The sequence below is a fragment of the Pricia sp. genome, from assembly GCF_041745955.1.
Lineage (GTDB): Bacteria > Bacteroidota > Bacteroidia > Flavobacteriales > Flavobacteriaceae > Pricia.
The window spans coordinates 1-23,630 of record NZ_JBGTHY010000346.1; the positions used below are offsets into that span (position 1 = coordinate 1).

Consider the following 23,630-nt stretch of genomic DNA (forward strand, 5'->3'; position numbering starts at 1 on the left):
ATAGCGATGCCTTGTCCTGATGCGTTCAGGGTAACCTGGGCGGCATTGGAGTCGGTGGTTCCGCTTCCCGAACATTCGCCGTAGTCAATTTGTACCGTGTAGTAGCCGTCTTGGGCCGCATCTATAAAATAGGTTTTGGTCAGGAGCAATGATCCGCTTCGGTACCAATTATACTGATAGGTTTCCGGGGAGGGTAGATTGTGGACTTCCAAACGCACGCTGTTGGTACTACTGCAAACGTCGCCTATTACGCCATTGCCGTCCTTACTAATGGCGAGGGCGGAGGTAAAGTTCATATAGTAGAAACTATAGGATGCAGACGTAGGTTGTCCGAAGGACGCCGGGCTAGTACTTCTGACCCGAAGCTCATAGGCCGCCCCACGGGTATCGGTGGGTATGGCAAATTCGAATCCCCTAGTCTTTACGGTGTTATTGTTCGATTCGCGGGCCAATTCGACGGCGTTGCTAAAACTTCCAGAAGCGTTCGACAATTCTAATATCCATTCGTTGTCGCTGTTGGGGGTTCCGGCATACTGAACGTTGGCAAAGTATTGATTAAAGTTGCCGTTGGCACCCGCACAAACCTTGTCCCAAGCGTTTTTACATGGCGGATCGGAACATAAGTTATTGTTGTCTGCTGGTTTGGGGGCTAGAATCGTCAAGCTTTGTGCTGATACCTGAGCGGCTGCAAAGAGCAGAAAAGCCATGAAGAAATTGGGTACGGAATAAAGTAGTTTTGCTTTCATAAGTAGGCGTAGTTTTTGGGTTACTACCAGTTTTTCCTGATTTGGGATCGGGATAAAATGCTATACTTCAACAAATATGGTGCATATAGTACGCGTGGAAAATTTAATGTTGTGGCATGGGATAAAAGTGTTGTGAAACGGGATTATTTGTATGAATGGGATAGGTAATGAAAGGGGATTATCCCATTTTACGTACCTTTGGGCGTTTTAAAAATCATGCTATGAGCGAAATTGGCGAACCATTGAATTTTATTGAGCATATCGTCGAGGAAGACTTGAAAAATGGATATTCCCCTACCGATCTGCGTTTTCGATTTCCGCCGGAGCCAAACGGCTATCTCCACATTGGCCACGCCAGTTCGATAAGCCTTAATTTCGGATTGGGCCTGAGATACAATGCGCCGGTCAATCTCCGATTTGACGATACCAATCCTATCAAAGAAGAACAAGCCTATGTAGACGCCATTAAAAAGGATGTGGAATGGTTGGGATACACTTGGGATACCGAACGGTATGCGTCTGATTACTTCCAGCAGCTTTACGATTGGGCGGTTATGTTGATAAAGCATGGAAAGGCGTATGTGGATAGTCAATCCTCAGAAGAAATGGCGGCTCAAAAGGGGACACCGTATGAGCCGGGAAGCGATAGTCCAAATAGAGATCGTTCCATAGATGAAAATCTGGAATTGTTCGAAGGAATGAAAGATGGAAAATATGAGGAAGGCGCCCATGTGCTACGTGCCAAAATCGACATGGCCTCACAGAACATGTTGATGCGGGACCCAATAATGTACCGAGTGTTACATAAGGTCCACCACCGAACTAATACCGATTGGTGTATTTATCCGATGTACGACTGGACACATGGGGAGAGCGACTATATCGAGCAGGTCTCCCACTCCCTTTGTACCTTGGAATTTGCGATGCACCGGGAACTCTATGATTGGTTTTTAGACCAAGTAGTAGATTCCAAAAAAATACGCCCCAAGCAACGCGAATTCGCGCGAAGAAACCTGAGCCATACCGTAGTCAGCAAACGCAAATTATTGCAGTTGGTCGAACAAAATATTGTAGGTGGATGGGACGATCCGAGGATGCCCACGATATCCGGTTTACGGAGAAGGGGCTATACACCGGAAGCTATCCGGAATTTTGCCGATACCATCGGAATCGCCAAACGTGAAAACCTAATCGACGTATCCCTTTTGGAATTCCATGCCCGAGAACATTTGAACAAAATAGCCCCTAGGGTTATGGGCGTTCTTGATCCCGTCAAGGTAGTTATTAGCAATTATCCAGAGGGAGAAGAAGAAGGGCTGGAAACCGAGAACAATCCCGAAGATGAATCCGCAGGCACGCGGGAAATCCCTTTTTCCAAGGAAATCTACATTGAAAGGGCCGATTTTATGGAAGAGGCCAACCGCAAATTTTTCCGCCTTAAGCTAGGCGGTGAGGTGCGATTGAAGTCCGGCTACATCATAAAGGCAGAAAGCTGCACAAAAGATACCGATGGGAATATTGTGGATATTCAATGCACGTATGACCCTAAAAGCAAAAGTGGCAGCGGCACCGAGGAGAGTATGCGAAAGGTAAAAGGAACGCTGCATTGGGTTTCCGTAAAACACGCCATAGAAGCAGAGGTTAGGCTATACGACCGTTTGTTCACGGATGAAAGTCCGGATACGCATAAGGATAAGGAGTATATGGATTTCATCAATCCGGATGCGTTGAAAGTCATTACGGCGTATCTGGAGCCCAGCCTTAGGGAAGCGAAAATTGGCGATCGCGTACAGTTTCAGCGATTGGGTTATTTTTGCGTCGATCCCGATTCTTCCCAAGAAAAGTTGGTTTTCAACCGTACAGTCGGGTTGCGGGATGCTTGGGCGAAGATTCAGGGCAAATAAAGACTAACTATCCAACAACCGGGACCGATAGATTTTGGCCATATAAAAAGGCTTGATTAAAGGAGATTTGCCGTGCTTTTTGGGAAATTCCCTGGTTCTGCGTTGATAGGATAGTTTTTTGCGCATGAAAGGCTCTCCTAAGGGCATTTCCGCCATAAATGTTCGCTTGTGTTAATTTTTGCTGTGATAGGGGTAAACCGACACATTTTTTTCTAGTATATTGCACTGTATAATATTTATAGGTTATAGTTATAATGGAATAGAACTTAACAACTTTATAAACCAAGTAATAATTTAAAATTTAAAAATATGTCAAAGGATAGTGGAAGTATAATGTTAGCGTTGTTGACCGGAGCCGCGATTGGAGCGGGTGTAGGAATTTTGTATGCGCCCGACAAGGGAGACAACACCAGAAAGAAAATCAGCAAACAGGCCAGAAAGACCAGTGATGATATCGTTAGCCGGATATCGCATGCAACAGATGAATTGACCAAAACGGCAGAGGCCAAGAAGTTGGATTTTGAAGCCAGGCTGGACAAGACCATCTCGAACATGAGCTATAAGGCCGATGACATCATATTGGGTCTTGAAAAGAAATTGGAAGACCTAAGAAAGAAAAATGCCCAACTCCAGAAATAATATATGGCATTTGAAGAAGTAAAGGAAAACTTTTCCGAGGCAGAAGCTACAGCACGCTCGTACATCGAATCTAGTAGGGAATTTTACAAGCTCAAGGGCTTTAAAGTCCTTATGAGGGGCGTCATGGTGTTCGTAAAGATTGCTTCTGTAGGTATAATGCTTATTATGGCCTTGTTGTTCTTGTCCATCGGTGCCGCTTTTTGGATAGGGACCGAGCTGGAAAAAACCTCTTTGGGCTTTCTAATCGTTGGTGGGTTTTACTTGTTGGTAGGCTTATTAATATATATTTTTAGGCATACGCTAAGAAAGCCGCTACTGAAAAAGTTTTCAGAATTCTATTTTGACGAGATATGATCCCTAAAAAATATACATCGTTCAAGGAAATCGACAACGATCTTAAGATTTTAAAACTGCAACGACAGATTGATTTGGAGAATCTGAAGATGAATTTCAGTCAGACCAAGCACAGCCTACAACTTTCCAGTCTTCTCGGAGGTTTTGGAGGACTGATCAAAAGTTTTCTGATCTCGCTTTTCGCTAAAAAAGTTTTGAAGAGGTTTAGTAAATGAAAGTGCTGAAATCCCCCAATAAAAATCCCGATTAACCTATGGTTGTTGGGGTTTTTTCAATTTCATAAACCCATAAACAATGGAGTTTGGGAGTTTGGCCCCGAAACTTCGGGTGTGATTTCCCTACTATCCTGCTATTTCTTTCCTCCCAAGTTCGGCGGATTCTTCTTTTTCATCTCCTCCCCGATCATGTTACTGGCCGTGAATGAAGCGACCATATTGTTCAGCATATCACTACCCGCTTGCGGGGAATTCGGTAAAAGGATCAGGTTAGTGTTGGTCGCTTCGCCTATAGACTGTAGCGTGTCGTAGTGTTGGGTTACCACGATGAGCGCCGAGGCTTCCTGAGAGTTGATACCAACCTTATTCAGCACTTCTACCGATTCTTCAAGGCCTCGTGCAATTTCGCGACGCTGGTCGGCGATACCCTGGCCCTGTAAACGTTTGCTTTCCGCTTCGGCCTTTGCTTTCTCAACAATAAGGATACGTGCGGCATCCCCTTCAAACTGGGCCGCAATCTTTTCGCGCTCTGAAGCGTTGATACGGTTCATCGCTTCCTTGACCTGTGCGTCGGGGTCAATATCGGTTACCAAGGTCTTTATGATATCAAAACCATAGTCGAACATGGCCTCTTGTAACTCGGTCTTGACGGCAATGGCGATATCGTCTTTCTTGACGAACACGTCGTCAAGCTTCATTTTAGGTACTTCTGCACGCACCACGTCGAAAACGTACGATGTAATCTGCTCGTGCGGGTATTCCAGTTTGTAGAACGCCTCATAGACCTTGTCCTTAAGCACTACATACTGAACCGAGATTTTTAGCTTAACGAAAACATCGTCCAGGGTCTTGGTTTCGACGATGACATCCAATTGCTGTATTTTAAGGCTAAGACGCCCCGCAATTCGGTCTACGATGGGAATTTTCATGTGCAGACCGGAGCCTCGGATACTTTGGAATTTGCCGAACCGCTCAATGGCGACCGCTGTTTGTTGCTTTACAGTAAAAAAGGAGGAAAAAAGGATAACCACCGCAATAAAGAGTACGGGGATAAGAAGAAAATTGCCCATTATGTTCTGTTTTTAGTTGATTTAATGAAGGTAGTAAGAGTTTAGCATATTTGTAGCGTTTTTGGGAAGTTTGTTACAAGGGCACTTCACGGGACTCGAAAAATTCAAGGGACAGCACCAAATTCCAAAAATTTGCAATTCAATCCCTCCGTCACCGCAAGTAGAGCCAAATCCCTTATTCTTTAGGGAAGATTCGTATACCCTGTTGATTTAAATTTCTACCCAATTGAAGCAATGGCACTGTGAATCCGCCTAATACTCTCCGCTTTCCCGATAGTCCCCATGATATCGAATAAATGCGGGCCTTTCATGTCCCCAACGATAACCAGACGCAACGGTGGCAGCACTTTTCCAAAGGAAAGCTCCTGTTCCGAAATCCATTGTTTTATTAGGCTTTCCAAATTTTCGGCTGAAAAATCATTAACGGTTTCCAAGAAAGATACCAATTGGGTTAGCACATCTGGAGTACCTTCCTTCCATTGTTTTGTCACCGCTTTTTCGTTGTAGGAAGTCGGAGCGACAAAAAAGTAGTCCGAAAGCTCCCAAAAATCGGAAACGAAGTTTGCACGTTCCTTTAGTAAAGAAACTACTTTCCGGACATGGTCAGGTCGAGCGCAGTCGAGACCTAAGTCAATCTGCTTCTTCAGAAAGGGCATAAACAAAGACGTTAATTCTTCATCGGTCTTACCCTGCAAATAGTGATGATTGTACCAAACGGTCTTATCGGGATCGAAGCGTGCGCCGGATTTGTTCACCCGATCTAGGCTAAAGGCTTGAACGAGCTCGCTCAAACTGAATATTTCCTGTTCCGTACCGGGGTTCCAACCTAAAAACGCCAAGAAGTTGATTACGGCCTCTGGAAAGTAGCCCGCTTCCCGATAGCCGGTCGATTCTTTCCACTGCAACGGAAATATCGGGAACCCGCCTTTTTCCCCATCCCTTTTGCTTAATTTTCCGTTTCCGGTCGGTTTGAGGATTAAGGGCAGATGTGCGAATTCAGGGGCATCCCATCCAAAGGCATCGTACAACTGTTGGTGCAAGGAAAGAGATGGCAGCCATTCCTCACCACGGATGACGTGGCTGATTTCCATCAAATGGTCGTCTACTATATTGGCCAAATGGTATGTGGGCATCCCGTCGCTCTTGAAAAGAACCTTATCGTCTAAGGTGTTGGTGTCGATTTCTATGGCGCCGCGGACGACATCCTTTAAATGAAGGGTTTCGTCCGGGGGCGTTAAAAACCGGATGACATAATCCTCTCCCGCATCCAAGCGATTTTTGACTTCCTCGGGCAGTAACGACAGCGAATTATCCAACTTCAATCGATTGTGCCAATTGTATATAAAAGTCTTTCCCTTGACTTCATGGTCTTTGCGGTGCCGGTCAAGCTTTTCGGAGGTATCGAAAGCGTAATAGGCCTTTCCCTTGTCGATGAGTTCTTGCGCGTATTTTTCGTAAAGGTGCTTCCGCTCGCTCTGACGGTAGGGGCCGTAGCCGCCTTCTTTTCCCGGTCCTTCATCAAAGGGGATATTGCACCAATCCAAGGCATCGACAATATACCGTTCGGCACCTTCTACATATCGATTTTGATCGGTATCCTCGATCCGTAGTATGAACACGCCATCGTGCTTTTTGGCGAATAGATAATTGAACAACGCTGTACGGACACCACCGATATGTAATGGCCCGGTCGGGCTGGGCGCAAAACGGACCCTAAAATTTTCTTTCATAGGGCAAAGATAACGAACTCGTCTTGAGTTAGTATTTGGAACCGAGATTTTTGGCTTTTATGCCCTAACGGATACCTTTTTAATCAGGATAGCCGTAGCTACGGTTTTGTGCTTTTTCGTATCTTTGTTAGGTATGGCCAGTTATAACAACATCCTAGGTAAGCTGAACCAGTTTACCCGAAAGTATTATACCAAAATGCTCATTAAGGGCCTGTTGCTGTTTGTGGTTCTCGGGCTGGTTTTTTTCTTTGCCGTTCTCGGGGTGGAATACTTCTTATGGCTCAATTCCACAGGGCGTTTGGTGCTTTTGGTGCTTTTTATCGGGGTGGAATGTTTTCTGCTGTTCCGTTATATTCTGACGCCTATTTTCTATCTGTTCAAGCTCAAACGGGGCATTAGTAACAAGCAGGCCTCGCTGTTGATCGGTAAGCATTTTTCGGATGTTGGGGACAAGCTCTATAACTTGTTAGAGCTTGCGGAGGATAGAAATCAGTCGGAATTGCTGTTGGCCAGTATGGAACAACGCAGTAAAAACATGGATCCCATTCCTTTTGCCAAGGCAGTGGATTTCCGTGAAAACCTGAAATATACCAAATATCTTATTTTACCTGTCCTGCTTTTTGGCCTGATTTGGCTTTCGGGAAATTTGGCTTCCTTTTTCGGTTCTGCAGACCGTGTGGTCAATTTTGATCTAGCCTATGAACCGCCAGCTCCATTTCATTTCCGGCTTTTCTCGGAGGATTTGAATGTTTTGGATACAAAGCCGTATACAATAGAAGTCCTCACGGAGGGAGCGGTACAGCCTGAGGAAGTTTATATCGATATCGACGGTACTATTTCGTTGTTGCAAAAACAAAACGGACGGTATCAGTATACCTTTACACCTCCATTGATGCGCACAACCTTCTCATTTAGGGCTAATGGCGTCGTATCCAGACCCTTCACGTTGAATGCACTTACCACACCCTCCATTCAAGACTTCCGGATTACTTTGGACTATCCCAATTATACCAACCGTTCTTCCGAAGTGCTGCGTAGTACAGGTAACGCTACATTTCCAGAAGGCACCAAAGTATCCTGGGAAATCGAGGGTCAAAATGCGGAGGACATCCGGTTGATCGAAAAGGACACTACACTATCTTTTGCCAGAGATGGGAACCTATTTGAACTGTCTAAAAACATCTATTCGGAGTATCCCTATGAATTATCCACATCCAACAAAAATATTCAGGACTATGAAAAACTGGGATACCGCTTTATGGTCATCAAGGATGCTTATCCAACTATAAAGGTGAATCAAGTATTGGATTCCCTGAACCCGAACGTTTCCTACTACGCCGGGGAGGCTTCCGATGATTATAAACTGAAGAGTATAAAACTGGTTTGCTATCCCAATGATACTCCTGAAGACCTGCAGGTAGTGCCCCTGAATGCGCCCAATGCCAATTTCGACCAGTTCTATTATACTTTTCCTTCGGGCTTGGAATTGGAATCCGGAAAAAATTACAGTTTCTACTTTACGGCAACGGATAATGATGCCATCCACCAGGGAAAAACTGCGAAGAGCCAGGTGTTTTTAATGACTTTGCTCGACGATGACCAGTTGCGCAACCAAGAGCTCGAGTCGCAGCAATCACTAATCAACAACATGGATAAATCCTTGGGCAGGTTCAAGGAGCAAAAAGTGACGCTAAAGGATATCGGCCTTGAGCAAAAAGAAAAAAAGCAATTGAATTTCAATGATCGGACACAGGTCAAGGATTTTTTACAGAAGCAGCGGCAGCAAGAAAACCTGATGCAGAAATTCAGCAAACAGCTTAAGGAGAATTTGGACAAAGGGGAGAAAGGCGACCAAATGAACCAAATGTTGAAAGAGCGCTTGGAACGTCAGGAACTGGAGGCCAAAAAGAACGAAAAGCTACTCGAGGAACTCAACAGGATCGCCGACAAAATCGACAAGGAAGAACTGACCAAACGCTTGGAGGAGCTCGGCAAGAAGCAACAGAACAGCGAGCGAAACTTAGAGCAACTGTTGGAATTGACCAAACGGTATTATGTAACGGAAAAGGCATCACAATTGGCCAAAGACCTTGCTGCGGAGGCCAAGCGCCAAGAATTACTCTCCAAAATGAAAGTAGGTCAGGATTTTTCCGATACCGAACAACGGAAGCTGAACGACAACTTCGAACAGCTGGCCAAGGAATTGGAGGAGTTAAAAAAGGATAACGAAAAGCTGAAAAAGCCTATCGAGCTGAATATCGACGACACTATGAAGGAAGCGGTAAAACAAGACCAGCAAGATGCGTTGGAACAGATCAACAAACATCAAGGGGCAGAGGAGTCTTCGCAGCCCGAAGAAAAAGAAAAGGCGGCGGAAGGAGCTAGTAAGAAGCAGAAATCCGCTGCCCAGAAAATGAAGGAAATGAGCGAGGCACTCGAGGAATCCTCCTCAGGTGGCGGAGGGGAATCCAGTATTACCGAAGATGCAGAAATGCTGCGGCAAATACTTGACAACTTGGTTACGTTTTCTTTCAAGCAAGAACGGCTGTACGATAGTCTAGAGGACGCCGATGTCGATAATGCCCAATTTTCTGGGACTGTCCGCGAGCAACAGGAGTTGCGCGACCTTTTCGGACATGTAGATGATAGCCTTTTTGCATTGTCCCTTCGACGGGCAGAGCTTTCCGAATTCGTCAACGAGCAGATAACCGAGGTTTATTACAATATGGATAAGTCCCTCGAAAGTATGGCCGAGAGCCAGATATACCAAGGGGTATCCTATCAAAAATATGTCATGAACGCTTCCAACAGCCTGGCCGATTTCTTGGCCAATATGCTTGACAACATGCAGCAAAGCATGCAGGCTGGCAAGGGCCAAGGACAGGGGCAGGATTTTCAATTGCCCGATATCATCAAAGGCCAAGGTGAACTCAAGGAGAAAATGGAGGGCATGGGCCAACAAGGGCAGGGCAAACCGCAGAAGGGACAGGGCCAAGGGCAGAAGGGAGATGGTCAACAGCAGGGCGAGGGCGAGGGCGAGGGCGAGGGGGAGTCCAAAATGGGTCAGGGCAACATAGATGGTGAAGGTCAGAAGGGTCAAGGCGGCGAAAAGGGCGAAGGAAAAGAGGGTAAGGGTTCGACAGGTGAAAACGGCAATCAAGGCGGACAAGGTCAGGGGGACGGGCAACCCAGCGAAGCGGAACTGCAGGAAATTTATGAAATATACAAGGAGCAACAGATGATTCGACAGAAGCTGGAACAGCAGTTGCAGGACATGATCAATGCCAGCGATCAAAAACTGGGGCAAAAGCTTCTCAAACAAATGGAAGATTTTGAGAACGACCTGATGGAAAATGGCGTTACGCAGCGGAGCATTTTCAAAATTAATAACATTCAATATGAACTGTTGAAACTTGAGAATGCCGCATTGAAACAAGGGCAGAAATCCGAACGCGAAAGCAATACGAATACCAAGGATTTCAAAAATCCGATAATTACCAAGCCTCCCGCGCTAGAGAATTATCGCAATGAAATCGAAATTTTAGATCGACAAGCCTTACCTTTACGGCCCGATTTTCAGAACAAGGTCAAAGACTATTTTAAGAGCAATGATTGAGTTCCACTATGAAACGGATTTTCAATTGGATGATGAAACCAAGTTTGCCGACTGGTTAAGTAGAGTGATTTATTCGGAAGCGGGGATGCTGGGGCCAATCGCCTATATTTTTTGTTCGGACAATTACCTCTTGGAGTTGAATAAAAAACACCTGTTGCATGATGCGTTAACCGATATAATAACGTTTGACTATTCGGAAGGAAAGCGAATCGGCGGGGATATTTTTATTTCGATCGACAGGGTAAGGGAGAACGCGGGGATATTCAAAACCGACTTCGATGAAGAGCTGCTTCGGGTCATGGCGCATGGCCTACTCCACCTGTTCGAATACACGGATAAATCTGAAGTAGGGAGCGCTGAAATGCGCGGCAAGGAAGACGAAAAAATAAAATTGTTCCACGTGGAACAATAAAGAGGATTGAGATTTGTTGCCGATACTATTGACACGTTTTTCCTTCTTCGAAACAACTACCGTGCGGGTAGGTAATCGCATCGCCCACGAATAGAATTTTGAAAACATATGTGAAAGTTGCCATTAGAACAATGCTGAAAAGCCAATAAATTTAATTTCGATGTTCCCAGAACAGTATGACGTCATAGTAGTAGGAGGAGGCCACGCTGGGGCGGAAGCCGCCGCCGCCGCCGCCAACATGGGCTCTAAAACCTTGTTGGTGACCATGAACCTGCAAACCATCGGGCAGATGTCCTGTAACCCGGCCATGGGCGGCATCGCCAAAGGTCAGATTGTACGAGAGATTGATGCCCTTGGCGGCTATAGTGCAATTATCACTGACAAATCCGCCATCCAGTTTAAGATGCTGAATAAATCAAAGGGGCCGGCAATGTGGAGTCCACGTGCGCAGAGCGACCGTATGCGGTTTGCTGAAGAATGGCGGCTTGCTTTGGAGAACACTCCGAACTGTGATTTCTACCAAGAAATGGTCAGCGGTCTGATTGTAGAGAATAATCGAGTAGTCGGAGTACGCACCTCTTTGGGATTGGAGATAAAAAGCAAAGCGGTTGTGCTAACAAACGGCACCTTTCTAAACGGGTTGATCCATATCGGCGAAAAACAATTCGGCGGCGGTAGGGCGGGGGAAAGAGCAGCCACAGGAATTACCGAACAGCTAAGGGATTTTGGATTCGAAAGTGGGCGAATGAAAACCGGAACTCCGCCAAGGGTCGATGGCCGTTCATTGGACTATTCCGTTATGATTCCACAGCCCGGCGATGATCGACCCGAGAAATTTTCTTATTTGGATACCCCTGTGCTGCAACTGCAGCGGGATTGCCACATGAGCCATACGAGCCCTAAAGTCCATGAGTTGCTCCGCGAGGGTTTTGACCGTTCCCCCATGTTCAACGGACGGATTAAAAGTATTGGCCCACGCTACTGCCCCTCTATTGAAGATAAGATCGACCGCTTTGCGGATAAGGACAGCCACCAAATTTTCGTGGAGCCCGAGGGGTGGAATACCGTTGAAGTGTATGTCAATGGCTTTTCCACTTCGTTGCCCGAGGATGTACAATTCAAGGCGTTGAAATCGGTCAAAGGGTTTGAGAAGGTCAAGTTTTTTAGACCGGGGTATGCTATCGAATATGACTATTTTCCACCCACGCAACTCAAGCACACCCTGGAAACCAAATTGGTCCAAAACCTGTATTTTGCCGGACAGATCAATGGTACGACCGGCTACGAAGAAGCTGCTTCGCAAGGGCTCATGGCGGGTATCAACGCACACCTTAAGGGGAACGAAAAGGAATCTTTTATCTTGCAAAGGGACGAAGCCTATATCGGCGTTTTGATTGACGATCTTATAACAAAGGGCACGGAAGAGCCATATCGCATGTTTACCTCCCGAGCCGAGTACCGAACGCTTTTGAGACAGGATAATGCGGATTTGCGATTGACTCCCAAAAGTTTTGATATCGGGTTGGCCAGTAAAGAACGTTTAAGAAAGATGGAAGAAAAGGAGCGGAAATCCGATGCTTTCGTCAACTTTTTTAGGGAGACGAGCGTGCTTCCAGAGGATATAAATCCCATTTTGAACCGATTGGATTCCGCTTTGGTAAAACAATCCGACAAGATGTTCAAGGTCTTTTCGCGTCCGAAGGTCAGGATGGAGCACATGCTGGAACTAGAACCAGTTTCCGGCTTTGTTGAAGATAACCATCTTGATAGAGAGGTGTTGGAACAAACGGAAATACAAGTTAAGTATTCTGGATACATCGCAAAGGAGAAGAACAATGCGGATAAGCTACAGCGGTTGGAAAATGTAACGATTCCCGAAAATTTCGATTATACCAAACTGAAATCACTCTCGTTCGAAGCCCGGGAAAAGCTTTCGGCCATACAGCCGGTCACCATTGCACAAGCGGCAAGGGTAAGCGGGGTGAACCCGTCGGATATTAGTGTTTTGTTAGTGTATCTGGGAAGATAAAGTGGTCATGTTCCACGTGGAACGGAAAGATTATTTACAGATCGATGCGCTTTAAAGGGAATCGGTTTTAAAGTATCTTCGGACTTTGAAGCGAGAATATTTGACTACCCATAACTACAATGAAACCGTTTTTAAGAACTAAGGATTTCTCGGTTACCGGTGAAGCCTTTGAATTGCTGCTCGACGAAGATCTACAAATGCTGGTGACCCGGCCTCAACCGGAAAATCTAGATCTCTATTACCAAAGCGAAGCGTACATTTCGCACACCGATGCCAATAGTACGTTTTCGGATAAAATGTATCAAGCGGTCAAAACCTTTAGTCTTTGGATGAAAACACAACTCATCAAGGGTTATGCAAATGACAATAGATCACTTTTGGATTTCGGTGCCGGTACCGGCGATTTTCTGTTGGCCGCCCAAAGGAACCGATGGTCCGTAGAAGGGGTGGAGCCCAGTCGCGATGCTCGAATGCGCTCTCGGGAAAAGCGAATGGAACTGTGTCGCGATATGGACGCATTGCCTAAAAAGCAGTTTCAGGTCATCACATTGTGGCATGTACTTGAACATCTGCCGGATTTGGAGAATCAGATTTTACAACTCGTGTGGCGTCTGGAGGATGATGGCACGATGGTTGTTGCCGTCCCTAACTTTAAATCGTATGATGCGAAACACTATAAAGAATTTTGGGCAGCGTATGACGTTCCCCGTCACCTATGGCATTTTTCAAGAACTTCTATTGAAAAGGTATTCGCTAAACACGGATTAAACGTAGTACAAACTAAACCTATGATCTTTGACGCCTTCTATGTTTCCTTGCTTTCCGAGAAATATAAGACGGGCAAACAGAATTTTATAAAGGCCTTTTTCGTGGGATTGCTTTCCAATGTTAACGGATGGAGGACTAAAGAGCATTCCTCAATTATTTATATTCTTCAAAAAAAGGAACCCTAAAGAAGATTCCAATTTCTGCTGTTGAATTTTCTTGATTTTCACGCAAAAGTTAGCCTCCGAACCATCAAAAATCCATCATAGAAAACTAAAGCCTAATAATAGGCGTTTTAAGAAAGCTTTGTGGCCATGAAAGCCTACGTTTCATTTATTTGCAGAAACATCAAATGAATCGGTTTAATAGGATTGAATTTCAATAGTTTTCACTTATCGACTATATGGATATGATAGGATACGCTTATAGAGGCTAAATGGACTTCAATTTTAAAAAAGGAGTTGAGATTGGTATAAATGGATATCTCTTGACTTTCCCCTATATCCTTTCAAAAAGCTTTTCTATTTTTGCGCAGCCAAAAATGGCACAAAAGGGTAATATTTTAAATAGGATAGATTAAGATGAAAACAAAAGGGAGTAGTATAGGTAAGATATTTTGGATCTTTACGGTTTTAGGATTGGCTTCTTGCCAGCAGCAGGCAAAAATCGGATATGTCGATAATGTAAAACTAATGGACGAATATCAGCAAAAAATAGATGTTGAGGCCGACTTTAAAGTCAAGGCGGAAGCCTTGAACAAGAAAAGGGATAGTATCTCACAGGCATTTCAGGCAGAAGCACAGGCCTTTCAGGCAGAGGCTGAAAAAATGTCGCAGAAAAAGGCCCAGGAGCAATATGGCCAAATGCAACAACGCGGCCAGATGATCGGTCAACAACTACAACAAGAAGACCAGCAGCTGCAGGCCCTCGGTCAGACTGAAATGGACAGTATTGTGAGCAAGGTCAAAAAAGAGGTCGAGGCCTATGGCATGGCGAACGGATATACCTATATATTAGGTGGGGGTGATGGTGGTAGCGTGCTTTACGGTGACGAAACCAAAGATCTTACCGATGAGATGGTGAAGCTTTTGAACGACAAGTATAAAAAGTAAAAGCTATGCGCTTAGCGCCAAGCGCGGCACGCACAATACGAAATCTGCCGCAATCATCTGCCAATATTGACCGTTAAGGAGCTATGGACCGTGCGGGCCGGTGCAAAAGCCGGGTAAGTTTAATCGACAGATCCGTCAAGATGATCTTGGAATTGCCGTTGCGTTCAATGTGGTAAATTGCTGTTTCTAGTTCATCGACGATATCCATAATATTATTCTCGTGAACGAAGGGTGCGAATTTATCCAGTTGAAAGCCGTCTACGTGAATACGCATATAGGCCAGTTCGCCCGTGTTGAAGTTAATCAGCAAGGCTTGGCGCATAACCGTTAGGCAATACTGTAAAAAATTCTTTTGGGTCTCCCGGCCGGTCTTGGCGACCTCTTCGCTCCAAAGTATGAGTTCGTGAATAGCCGCTTTGTTTCCTTTAGACTTGAAAGCGCTGCGTACCCATTGCACAAACCACTTTTCGAAAACGAGGTCTTCCGAATCTTTGTTCATGAGGTCCAGGGCCTTGTTGAAATTGCCATCGGCCTCATGGGCGATGCGCAGGGCTTCTTCCCGCACCAATCCTTTTTCGACGAGGGCATTCGCCATCGCCTCTTCCGCCAAGGGTGGAAAATGTAAGGTCTGGCAACGCGATCTTATGGTCTGAATAAGCTGCTCCTCATCTTCCGCGATCAAGATAAAAACGGTGTTGTTCGGGGGCTCCTCGATAAGTTTGAGGAGCTTGTTCGAGGCGGATAGGTTCATTTTTTCGGCCATCCAGATCAGCATCACCTTATGACCACCTTCGTACGATTTTAGCGCCAGTTTTTTGACCACGTCCTGTGCTTCGTCAACTCCGATTTGGCCCTGTTTTTTTTCGATGCCGATCAACCGGTACCAATCGAACAGGTTTCCATAGGGTTGCTCTTTCATGAAGGTTCGCCATGCTTGGATATAGTGGTCGCTTACCGCATGGCTTTTGATTTTATCGGAATTCGACACCGGATAGGCAAAATGCATATCAGGGTGGGAGAGGGTATTGAATTTGAGGTTACAGGCCTGGTTTTCCCCTTTGTTTTCTCCATTCGTGTTAGCACAGATAATATATTGCGCATATGCCAGCGCCATCGGCAAGGTGCCCGAACCTTCTGGCCCGATGAACAATTGCGCATGGGGAATACGTCCCGCATCGGCGCTGGTGGCCAAATGGTTCTTGATGTGGGATAGTCCTATTATGTCTTTGAACAACATACCGTAAAGATAGAGTTTTTGGAGAACTGCTTACTCTTTTCCTTACATTTGCCATTCCCATAAAACCAAAAAAAGCATGAAGACGATAGACGATTTTAATTTCAAGGATAGAAAAGCACTGATCCGGGTGGATTTCAACGTGCCTTTAAACGATGATTTCAAGGTTACCGACACCAACCGCATCGAGGCCGCAAAACCTACCGTAATAAAAGTCTTGGAAGACGGTGGAAGTGCCGTTTTGATGAGCCATTTGGGCAGACCTAAAGGCGAGGCGAATCCTGACCTGTCCCTACAACATATTGCGGATACGGTTTCCAATATTATCGGCGTAAAAGTTAAGTTTGTCAATGACTGTATCGGTAAAAGAGCCGAAAATGCGGTCGCGGCATTGCAGCCCGGCGAGGTACTGTTGTTGGAGAACCTGCGTTTTCACGCCGAGGAGGAAGCAGGCGACACCAATTTTGCCGAGCAGCTTTCAAAATTGGGCGATATCTACGTAAACGACGCCTTTGGAACGGCGCATCGCGCACATGCCTCTACGACGGTTGTGGCCCAGTTTTTTCCGGATAATAAATGTTTCGGATATTTAATGGCCAAGGAAATCGAGGCCATCGACAAGGTGATGGAAACAGGGGAGAAACCCATTTTGGCGATTTTAGGCGGAGCCAAGGTTTCCTCGAAGATTACCATCATCGAGAATATATTGGACAAGGTCGACCATCTGATTATCGGTGGTGGAATGGCCTATACTTTTGTCAAGGCCCAAGGCGGGCAGATAGGCGATTCTATCTGTGAGGACGATAAGATGGATTTGGCCACGGATATTTTAAGGCAGGCCAAGGAAAAAGGAGTGGAAGTACATCTTCCGGTAGATGTGTTGGCCGCCGACGATTTTGCGAACGATGCGAACACCAAGGTGGTCGATGTAGATAAGATTCCCGATGGATGGCAAGGCCTCGATGCCGGCCCCAAAACTTTGGATATTTTCAAGAAGGTCATCCTAATGGCCAAAACCATTCTTTGGAACGGCCCTGTCGGCGTTTTCGAAATGGAGAACTTCGCCAAAGGCACCATTGCCGTCGGAAAAGCTATCGACGAGGCGACGCAAAACGGCGGATTTTCGTTGGTCGGTGGCGGAGATTCCGTTGCCGCCGTCAAGCAATTCGGATTTGAGGACAAGGTAAGCTACGTCTCCACGGGCGGTGGTGCCATGCTCGAAAGCCTAGAGGGGAAAACCCTGCCGGGAATCGCTGCAATAATCGGGCAATAAGTGCGTTATCGATAAACGGACCCACGTAATTTTCCGATCCAAAGGTCCCGTAATTCGCAGATAATATGATAACAAAAAACAAATCGTTTTTTTCGTTGGTATGGTGTTTGGCTTTCACCGTCCCATTGATGGCGCAACAACAAGACACCCCAGGGCTATTTGAACAAGATTCCCTGACCCGATCCACAGCGGGCAAAGCGCTATCCGAGGATATGGAGTCTCCAGCCGATACCTTGGCCATGGATATGACCGGTGTCGATCAGATGGAACAAATGGCTTCGGATACTACGCTGGGCGATAACATGCTGAAGCTGATCCAAGAGGGCTCCATCCGCAAATTTAACCTGCCAGACCTTCCCGAAGCGGCAAAGTACGACAGTCTCTGGATGGAGGTACTTTACGAAAACGCATCCCTTTCCAACGAAATGTTCGATGAGGTATCCCACCTCGACTACGAAAAGACGTATGCTACTTCATTGCCTACCGATACGTTAAAAGCTCGATTGGAGCGGTTGAATCAAAAGACGCCTTTTAATATTGCCTATAATCCATCCTTAGAAAATGTGATCAACTCTTTTCTGTTCCGGAAACGGGAACTGATGGAAAAAATGCTGACCGTTAGCCAATTCTATTTCCCCCTCTTTGAACAGGAGCTTGATAATTACGACATCCCCTTGGAAATGAAGTATTTGGCCATTGTCGAGTCCGCCTTAAACCCAAGGGCCCGGTCCCGTGTCGGCGCAACCGGGCTTTGGCAATTTATGTACGGTACAGGCAAACAATATGGTCTCGACGTTTCGAGTTACGTTGACGAACGTAGCGATCCGATCAAGTCTACCGAAGCCGCCTGTAAGTTTCTATCGCAACTGTACGATATTTATGGGGATTGGGATTTGGCCCTGGCCGCCTATAATTCCGGCCCTGGTAATGTCAACAAGGCCATACGAAGATCCGGGGGCTATAAGAACTATTGGAACCTTCGCCGGTACCTTCCCCGTGAAACGGCCGGGTATGTGCCTGCGTTCTTGGCGACCATGTACCTTTTTGAATACGCCGACGAACACGGTCTGAAAGGCGAAAAAGTGGAACGTGCCTATTTCGAGACCGATACCGTACATGTAAAAAGCCTGATTACCTTCGATCAGGTTTCGGAATTGGTTGGGGTCGGTAAGGAGGAACTGAGAGTGCTTAACCCATCCTACAAACTTGATGTGATCCCGTTCGTCGATGGTAAATCGCATACCTTACGACTGCCGAAGTACGCCACGGGCATGTTCGTAGCTAACGAAGAAGCGATTTATGCGCATGTAAAAAGGGAACTGGAAAGTAAAGAGAGTCCGTTGCCGCAGCTTGTAAAGGAGGCGGAGCAGAACAGCATACGCTATAAGGTGCGCAGTGGGGACTATCTTGGTCGAATTGCGGAACGCCACGGAGTCGGTGTGAGCCAACTCAAACAGTGGAACGGTCTTCGCGGCAACGACCTGAGAATAGGGCAAAGGCTTACCATCTATCCGAAACGGATACCCGGTGAAACGGCCGCACCGAACGGGGCAACAGCCGCTGCAAATACCTCGATTCCGGCAGGGGCGAAAGTACATACCGTCAGGAGCGGGGACTCGCTTTGGACCATCTCTAGAAAATATCCAGGAATTTCCGTCGAGAATTTACGACAATGGAACGGTATTAGTGGTAGTAAGCTAAAACCGGGCACAAAATTGAAATTGTGCGCATGTCCATCATAAACATTAGGTTATTAAGTTAGGGTCTACCTACCCGTTAATTCGTTTAATAGCCGGTTAACTCAAAACCTTAGACCATGAAAAAACTGGGAACACTAGCTTTACTTCTCGCCATTGTATTGACCTCCTGTAAAGAAGGCAAGAACACAAACTACCTGCCCACTTCGATCGGCGCCATAAATTCAATGGTCGTAGTAATCGACAACGAACTTTGGAAAAGCAAGGTCGGCGATACGATCAGAAAGCATTTTGCCGCACCCGTTCTGGGCATGCCGATGGATGAACCACTTTTCAGTATCGACCAAATCGCCCCAAAATTCTTTACCGGATCTATTCGCAGTACCCGTTCGATTCTTTATGTAATGAAAGATTCGGTCAATTTGGCCCATGTCAAGAGTGATATGTACGCCACCCCTCAGAAAGTTGGGGTCATAAAAGGGACAACCGACGGGGAAATTATCGATAATTTAGAGATCGAATCAGACAAGATTATCGCAGCCTTTAAAGATATGGAAATCGCCGAGGCGCAAACACGATTCAACCGATCGTTGAACAAAGAAGGGGTGCTGCAAGAGAAGTTTGGTATTTCGTTGAAAGTACCCTCTATCTATAAAGTGGGCAAACAGGAGGATAATTTTGTCTGGATCGACCGCGAAATACAAAAAGGAACAGCGAATATCATTGTTTACGAAATGCCGGAAAACAGTTTTAGTAACGATTCTACCTTGGTTCAGGATATTATCGCCATGCGCGATTCCATTGGCGAAAAATATATTCCCGGGCCTGATATGACGGGTAAAGTAACCTATATGCGAACGGAGCCTGCGTACGCCCCTGCCGTTTTCCCCGAGGAAATTGCAGGCCTCAAAGGCGTTGAGGTCCGTGGCATCTGGGATATCAAGAATTACCCCATGGCCGGCCCGTTTGTGACCTATATTCTCAACGACAAGGCCAACAACCGAAAATTGGTCCTGGAAGGCTTCGTATTCGCCCCCGCCACCGAAAAACGGGACGATATCTTCGAATTGGAGGCTATTTTAAAGACCTTGAAATTTACATCCCAGACCAAGTAAATAGACTTCGTATACTATAAGTTTCAATGAAAAAGCCCGTCGTTTAGACGGGCTTTTCTATTTCAGAATGATGTATGGTATCAATCAAAAGACGAATCCTGTGGAGAGCCTATAGACGAAAGCGTAAAGGGTTATCGCGAAGAGGGCGAGCCAAAACCAGGAAAACACCTTAAAATATTTTTTCAGCATCCTGTAGGTCCAATCCTTGAACGCTTCCGCATAAATTTCCTTAACAAGTAGTAATTTCTTCATATTTGGGATTTTGCATTATTTGGCACAAAGGTAGAATCATTTTGTATGTTTTGAAGAATAAATTAGATGAAACCCGCCCAATTACCGTTATAGAAATCCACTATTTTTATGTTTCGATAAAGCCCTAATAGATACGGTGTAGAGCAATTTTATAGCACAGGGGCAGAACACAAAAAAACCGCCACCTTTTAAATAAGGCAGCGGCTAGGTTTAGGTATAAGTAGGTCGTGGAACCTTGAAATTCTTACTCGCGTACAATTATAAATTCAGAACGTCGGTTGAGTAGGTGCGTGGCTTCCGCACAGGCTACGGTACCGTTACAGTCGTTTAACAATCGGCTCTCGCCATAACCGATGGCACTTTCGATACGGCTCGCGTCAATACCTTGGGATATGATATAGTCCCGAGTCGATTTGGCGCGTTTGTCCGATAGGTATTCGTTGTACACCCTGCTACCTCTGGAATCGGTATGCGATTCGATTTTTATGGCCATGCCGGGATATTTTTTCATCACGCCTACCAGTTTGTCCAATTCTTTAGCGGCATCGGAACGTACCTTCGATTTATCGAACTCGAAATAGATCATTTCGGTCTTCAACTTCTTGATGCCTTCCTCTACGGCGATCATATCTTCAAGGCGCTTCATGGAAATCTCTACATTAACGCGTTCGTTATCTAATGTGGCTATTGGCCGTTCGTCATCGAAGAACTCGCCTTTTATCGTTTTTAGGGTGTATTTGGTGTTGCCGTCAAGATCCTCGAATACGAAGCTTCCATCATCTTCGGTATTCATTTCCTTAAGTTTGATGCCGTTCTCGTCAAGAAGCTGTACCAGTGCCTTGGGTATCAAGTCGCCGGTAATGAGTTCGGTGATTACGCCTGCGATAGCGTTGTTGTTGGACGGAATCTCTTCGATGGACGGTCTTTTGAACGAATAGATATCATCATCCCCTTTACCACCGGCGCGGTTGGAGGCAAAAAACCCTTTATGGTTTTCGTCGTTTACGATATATGAAAAATCATCTTTGTTGCTGTTGATGGGCTTGCCCAGATTGGCGACGGGGCCAAAACCTTCTTCCACATCATAGGTCGCTTTGAACACATCGAGGCCTCCGAGACCCGTATGGCCATCCGAGGAAAAATAGAGTTTGGCACCGTTAAAGAAGGGGAACATCTCCCTTTTCTCGGTATTTATGCCGGGCCCTAGGTTACGGGGGGTAGAAAAACTGCCGTTATCCAAAATATCGACTACGAAAATGTCGCTCTTGCCGACACTGCCCGGCATATCGGATACGAAATAGAGCAGTTTGCCATCGGGGCTCAAGGCAGGATGCCCAGTGGAATATTCGTTGCTATTGAACGAAACTTCTACCCCTTCGGTCCATTCCAAGCCGATTTTGTTCGATTTATAAATTTTGAGGTGATTTACCCCTTCTTTATCGCGCTTCAGCCTTTTACCGTAGTTGTTACGCGTAAAATACATCGTTCTATTATCGGGTGAAAAGGCTACGGACGCCTCGTGATATTTGGTATTTATTTTTTTGGAAAATTTGATGGCATTTTTTAGGTCTTGCGATGCTGCGTTTATTTCGGCCACATACAGATCTAGGTAAGGCTGATCGTTCCATTTATACTTTCGGGTCTTAAAAAAGGATGAATCTTTGGCGGACGAAAAGACAATCTGGTTCGAATCTAGGAACATGGGCGAGAAATCGGAATATTTGGTGTTGATGGACATATTTTTAAGCTCGTAATCCTCTTCCGAGCCTAAAATATTGTCCAATACGACCTCGTTGGCCATAACTTTGGGGTTGTCTAGGCCTACGGATTCACCGTTTTCCGTTTGGCGGTTGTACAGCCGCATTAGACGTTTGGCGCGACCGTATTTCCCCGTGCCCTTTAATGAGTGGGCGTATTTGAACATATTGTCCTCCGACATTTCCTTGCCATAATTTTCATAAAGGATGTTGTACCATTGATGGGCCTTTTCCATATCGGTGTTGAAGTAATGGGCGTCGGCAGCTTTCTGCAGATTATCGCGCGTATAGTATTTTTCGCCTTTCGAAAGGGCCTGTTCGTAGAGGTCGGCAGCTTCGGCGTACCACATCTTGTTGAAATAGGCGTCGGCCTTTTCGATAGTTTTGCTCTTGTTGGCAGTATTGTAAATACGGGGCGCATTAGCAGCGAGGGAAATCAGATTTTCGTTGATGTGTCCGGTTTCGGCATCCTCTTCGTCAGTATCGGCCGTGGTGATCGATCCGGTTTCGCTCACCGCTAACATAGCCAAAGATGATCCACCGATGGTCATGCTGTTCTCTATCTCAAGGATCCAAACCGTATCGGTGTAGGTCCCGTCCAGTTTTGAAACACACGCATCGACGGCCTCAAGACCGAACGGATAGTAGGTCAAATACACGTAGTTGAGTCCGTTGTCGGGATTCGTGACGAAGCCGGACTCCGCAAAACCTTTGCGCTTTAATTTCCTAACCGTTTTGTTCAGGTTTTTTCCCTCGCTGAAAACCCCCGATATGATATAGTAGCCGTTCTCTACGTTTTCTAATCCGCTGAAGGTTCTATAGGGAATATTCTGGCTATCGGCTGCCTCTTCGAAGGTTTTATTGATAGATACTACAGGTCCGGCATACGAGATACGACTTTGGGTATCGTTACTCGCCGTGATGGGTGTCTCTTTGATGCCGAAGTCTTCAGGGTCTTGGGCGAAGATGCCAAAAGACAATAGGAAAATTAGCAGTGGCAGTAGTTTTTTCATGATTTGGGATATCGGAAAAACAAGAAATTTTATGCGTTACAGATAATCGGCACCTAAGATGGAATTGCTTGAAATGAATAGTTTTAGGCATCTTTTTATCTAATATGATAACGTAAAATTCGTCTAATCACTCTTTTTAGGATAACAATTGTTGTGAAAGGGGAATAAACTGTGGTGAATCGGACAGTGTGCTTACCTTAATCGGGAAATTAGGGCTTTAGACGTATACGGGGAAGCCTGCGAAACTATGGGGATGTATTGGATGGGAACCTATCTACTGATTTTCATAGGATACATTCGACCCATAAAAAAGCCCTTGGCGTGTTACGCCAAGGGCTTTTTTATATCGTATAAATAGGAATATTCAGTCTTTCTTGTCTTCCAGTTTATCGTTCACAGGCTCATCTTCCTTCGAGGCATCCTTAAACTCCTTGATACCGCTTCCCAAGCCGCGCATCAATTCGGGAATCTTTTTTCCTCCGAACAATAAAAGGATTACCAGTACGACAATGGCGATCTGCCAAGGCCCTATCGCTAAAAAAATATGTAATGCTGTCATAATCTCAAATTTTATGGATAACAAATGTAGTAAAAAAGTAACTTACTTGGTCATAATAGCACGGAAGATAATTATCAAATCGGGTTGATCTTTTAATCCGTGTGCAAGTACTTACGAAGAAAGAAGCTCAAGGGTTCA

General features: G+C 45.6%; 18 protein-coding genes and 1 pseudogene. 12 read left to right on the forward strand and 7 right to left on the reverse strand.

Annotated features, from left to right (window positions below):
• A pseudogene (locus ACEW8S_RS12765) lies at positions 1-746 on the reverse strand (gliding motility-associated C-terminal domain-containing protein); the annotation flags it as partial.
• 221 nt (positions 747-967) lie between these two features.
• Between ACEW8S_RS12765 and ACEW8S_RS12770 the strand changes: the two are divergent.
• From ACEW8S_RS12770 to ACEW8S_RS12785, 4 genes are all read left to right on the forward strand, one after another.
• The gene (locus ACEW8S_RS12770) at positions 968-2,650 is read left to right on the forward strand and encodes a glutamine--tRNA ligase/YqeY domain fusion protein (RefSeq protein WP_373518528.1); all 1,683 of its coding nucleotides are present in this window, start codon (positions 968-970) and stop codon (positions 2,648-2,650) included.
• A gap of 309 nt (positions 2,651-2,959) precedes the next feature.
• Positions 2,960-3,289, forward strand: coding sequence for a YtxH domain-containing protein (locus tag ACEW8S_RS12775; RefSeq protein ID WP_373518529.1), 330 nt, complete (start codon positions 2,960-2,962; stop codon positions 3,287-3,289).
• 3 nt (positions 3,290-3,292) lie between these two features.
• A complete protein-coding gene (locus ACEW8S_RS12780; RefSeq protein ID WP_373518530.1) occupies positions 3,293-3,643 on the forward strand; it encodes a phage holin family protein in 351 nt (116 codons plus the stop codon).
• A complete protein-coding gene (locus tag ACEW8S_RS12785) occupies positions 3,640-3,858 on the forward strand; it encodes a DUF6327 family protein (RefSeq protein ID WP_373518531.1) in 219 nt (72 codons plus the stop codon). The genes ACEW8S_RS12780 and ACEW8S_RS12785 overlap by 4 nt, the downstream gene beginning before the upstream one ends.
• Before the next feature lie 134 nt (positions 3,859-3,992).
• Here ACEW8S_RS12785 and ACEW8S_RS12790 read toward each other — a convergent pair whose 3' ends face one another.
• Together ACEW8S_RS12790 and gltX are read right to left on the reverse strand one after the other, a co-directional pair.
• Positions 3,993-4,928, reverse strand: coding sequence for an SPFH domain-containing protein (locus ACEW8S_RS12790; protein WP_373518532.1), 936 nt, complete (start codon positions 4,926-4,928; stop codon positions 3,993-3,995).
• A gap of 218 nt (positions 4,929-5,146) precedes the next feature.
• Positions 5,147-6,658, reverse strand: a complete 1,512-nt coding sequence (gene gltX / locus ACEW8S_RS12795; protein WP_373518533.1) for a glutamate--tRNA ligase — start codon at positions 6,656-6,658, stop codon at positions 5,147-5,149.
• Positions 6,659-6,791: 133 nt separating this feature from the next.
• Between gltX and ACEW8S_RS12800 the strand changes: the two genes are divergently transcribed.
• From ACEW8S_RS12800 to ACEW8S_RS12820, 5 genes are all read left to right on the forward strand, one after another.
• Complete coding sequence (locus ACEW8S_RS12800) at positions 6,792-10,274, forward strand: DUF4175 family protein (protein WP_373518534.1); 3,483 nt, start codon at positions 6,792-6,794, stop codon at positions 10,272-10,274.
• Positions 10,267-10,686, forward strand: coding sequence for an rRNA maturation RNase YbeY (gene ybeY, locus ACEW8S_RS12805; RefSeq protein WP_373518535.1), 420 nt, complete (start codon positions 10,267-10,269; stop codon positions 10,684-10,686). The genes ACEW8S_RS12800 and ybeY overlap by 8 nt, the downstream gene beginning before the upstream one ends.
• A gap of 160 nt (positions 10,687-10,846) precedes the next feature.
• Positions 10,847-12,715, forward strand: a complete 1,869-nt coding sequence (mnmG, locus tag ACEW8S_RS12810; protein ID WP_373518536.1) for a tRNA uridine-5-carboxymethylaminomethyl(34) synthesis enzyme MnmG — start codon at positions 10,847-10,849, stop codon at positions 12,713-12,715.
• A 119-nt stretch (positions 12,716-12,834) separates the two neighbouring features.
• Positions 12,835-13,668, forward strand: coding sequence for a class I SAM-dependent methyltransferase (locus ACEW8S_RS12815; protein WP_373518537.1), 834 nt, complete (start codon positions 12,835-12,837; stop codon positions 13,666-13,668).
• Positions 13,669-14,061: 393 nt separating this feature from the next.
• Entirely contained in the window at positions 14,062-14,592 is a 531-nt protein-coding gene (locus tag ACEW8S_RS12820; protein ID WP_373518538.1) for an OmpH family outer membrane protein, read from the forward strand.
• A gap of 73 nt (positions 14,593-14,665) precedes the next feature.
• Here the strand turns inward: ACEW8S_RS12820 and ACEW8S_RS12825 are convergent, their stop codons facing one another.
• On the reverse strand, positions 14,666-15,829 hold the full coding sequence (locus ACEW8S_RS12825) for an ATP-binding protein (RefSeq protein WP_373518539.1): 1,164 nt from the start codon (positions 15,827-15,829) through the stop codon (positions 14,666-14,668).
• A 76-nt stretch (positions 15,830-15,905) separates the two neighbouring features.
• On the opposite strand from ACEW8S_RS12825, the gene pgk reads away from it, so the two are divergent.
• The 3 genes from pgk (at position 15,906) to ACEW8S_RS12840 (ending at position 19,911) form a co-directional block, all read left to right on the forward strand.
• Positions 15,906-17,099: a phosphoglycerate kinase gene (pgk, locus tag ACEW8S_RS12830; RefSeq protein WP_373518540.1), complete on the forward strand. Its 1,194-nt coding sequence runs from the start codon at positions 15,906-15,908 to the stop codon at positions 17,097-17,099.
• A 128-nt stretch (positions 17,100-17,227) separates the two neighbouring features.
• Positions 17,228-18,841 carry a LysM peptidoglycan-binding domain-containing protein gene (locus ACEW8S_RS12835; RefSeq protein ID WP_373518541.1) on the forward strand — a complete coding sequence of 538 codons (1,614 nt, stop codon included), beginning with the start codon at positions 17,228-17,230 and terminating at the stop codon, positions 18,839-18,841.
• Positions 18,842-18,915: 74 nt separating this feature from the next.
• Positions 18,916-19,911, forward strand: coding sequence for a DUF4837 family protein (locus ACEW8S_RS12840; protein ID WP_373518542.1), 996 nt, complete (start codon positions 18,916-18,918; stop codon positions 19,909-19,911).
• 84 nt (positions 19,912-19,995) lie between these two features.
• On the opposite strand, the gene ACEW8S_RS12845 is transcribed toward ACEW8S_RS12840, so the two are convergent.
• The 3 genes from ACEW8S_RS12845 to ACEW8S_RS12855 all read right to left on the reverse strand — a co-directional run bounded on the left by ACEW8S_RS12845 (position 19,996) and on the right by ACEW8S_RS12855 (position 23,492).
• Positions 19,996-20,163, reverse strand: a complete 168-nt coding sequence (locus ACEW8S_RS12845) for a DUF6747 family protein (protein ID WP_373518543.1) — start codon at positions 20,161-20,163, stop codon at positions 19,996-19,998.
• Positions 20,164-20,407: 244 nt separating this feature from the next.
• Positions 20,408-22,933 (reverse strand): OmpA family protein, encoded by a 2,526-nt coding sequence (locus ACEW8S_RS12850; RefSeq protein ID WP_373518544.1) that lies wholly within the window; start codon positions 22,931-22,933, stop codon positions 20,408-20,410.
• Between the two features lie 364 nt (positions 22,934-23,297).
• Complete coding sequence (locus tag ACEW8S_RS12855; RefSeq protein WP_373518545.1) at positions 23,298-23,492, reverse strand: twin-arginine translocase TatA/TatE family subunit; 195 nt, start codon at positions 23,490-23,492, stop codon at positions 23,298-23,300.
• Positions 23,493-23,630 lie beyond the last annotated feature (138 nt).

Coding starts and splice junctions, on each gene's coding strand:
- ACEW8S_RS12845 (WP_373518543.1), bottom strand. CDS start 20,163: ATGAAGAAATTACTACTTGTTAAGGAAATTTATGCGGAAGCGTTCAAG.
- gltX (WP_373518533.1), bottom strand. CDS start 6,658: ATGAAAGAAAATTTTAGGGTCCGTTTTGCGCCCAGCCCGACCGGGCCA.
- ACEW8S_RS12790 (WP_373518532.1), bottom strand. CDS start 4,928: ATGGGCAATTTTCTTCTTATCCCCGTACTCTTTATTGCGGTGGTTATC.
- ACEW8S_RS12815 (WP_373518537.1), top strand. CDS start 12,835: ATGAAACCGTTTTTAAGAACTAAGGATTTCTCGGTTACCGGTGAAGCC.
- ACEW8S_RS12800 (WP_373518534.1), top strand. CDS start 6,792: ATGGCCAGTTATAACAACATCCTAGGTAAGCTGAACCAGTTTACCCGA.
- ACEW8S_RS12850 (WP_373518544.1), bottom strand. CDS start 22,933: ATGAAAAAACTACTGCCACTGCTAATTTTCCTATTGTCTTTTGGCATC.
- ACEW8S_RS12780 (WP_373518530.1), top strand. CDS start 3,293: ATGGCATTTGAAGAAGTAAAGGAAAACTTTTCCGAGGCAGAAGCTACA.
- ACEW8S_RS12820 (WP_373518538.1), top strand. CDS start 14,062: ATGAAAACAAAAGGGAGTAGTATAGGTAAGATATTTTGGATCTTTACG.
- ACEW8S_RS12835 (WP_373518541.1), top strand. CDS start 17,228: ATGGCGCAACAACAAGACACCCCAGGGCTATTTGAACAAGATTCCCTG.
- ybeY (WP_373518535.1), top strand. CDS start 10,267: ATGATTGAGTTCCACTATGAAACGGATTTTCAATTGGATGATGAAACC.
- ACEW8S_RS12840 (WP_373518542.1), top strand. CDS start 18,916: ATGAAAAAACTGGGAACACTAGCTTTACTTCTCGCCATTGTATTGACC.
- mnmG (WP_373518536.1), top strand. CDS start 10,847: ATGTTCCCAGAACAGTATGACGTCATAGTAGTAGGAGGAGGCCACGCT.
- ACEW8S_RS12770 (WP_373518528.1), top strand. CDS start 968: ATGAGCGAAATTGGCGAACCATTGAATTTTATTGAGCATATCGTCGAG.
- pgk (WP_373518540.1), top strand. CDS start 15,906: ATGAAGACGATAGACGATTTTAATTTCAAGGATAGAAAAGCACTGATC.
- ACEW8S_RS12855 (WP_373518545.1), bottom strand. CDS start 23,492: ATGACAGCATTACATATTTTTTTAGCGATAGGGCCTTGGCAGATCGCC.
- ACEW8S_RS12825 (WP_373518539.1), bottom strand. CDS start 15,829: ATGTTGTTCAAAGACATAATAGGACTATCCCACATCAAGAACCATTTG.
- ACEW8S_RS12775 (WP_373518529.1), top strand. CDS start 2,960: ATGTCAAAGGATAGTGGAAGTATAATGTTAGCGTTGTTGACCGGAGCC.
- ACEW8S_RS12785 (WP_373518531.1), top strand. CDS start 3,640: ATGATCCCTAAAAAATATACATCGTTCAAGGAAATCGACAACGATCTT.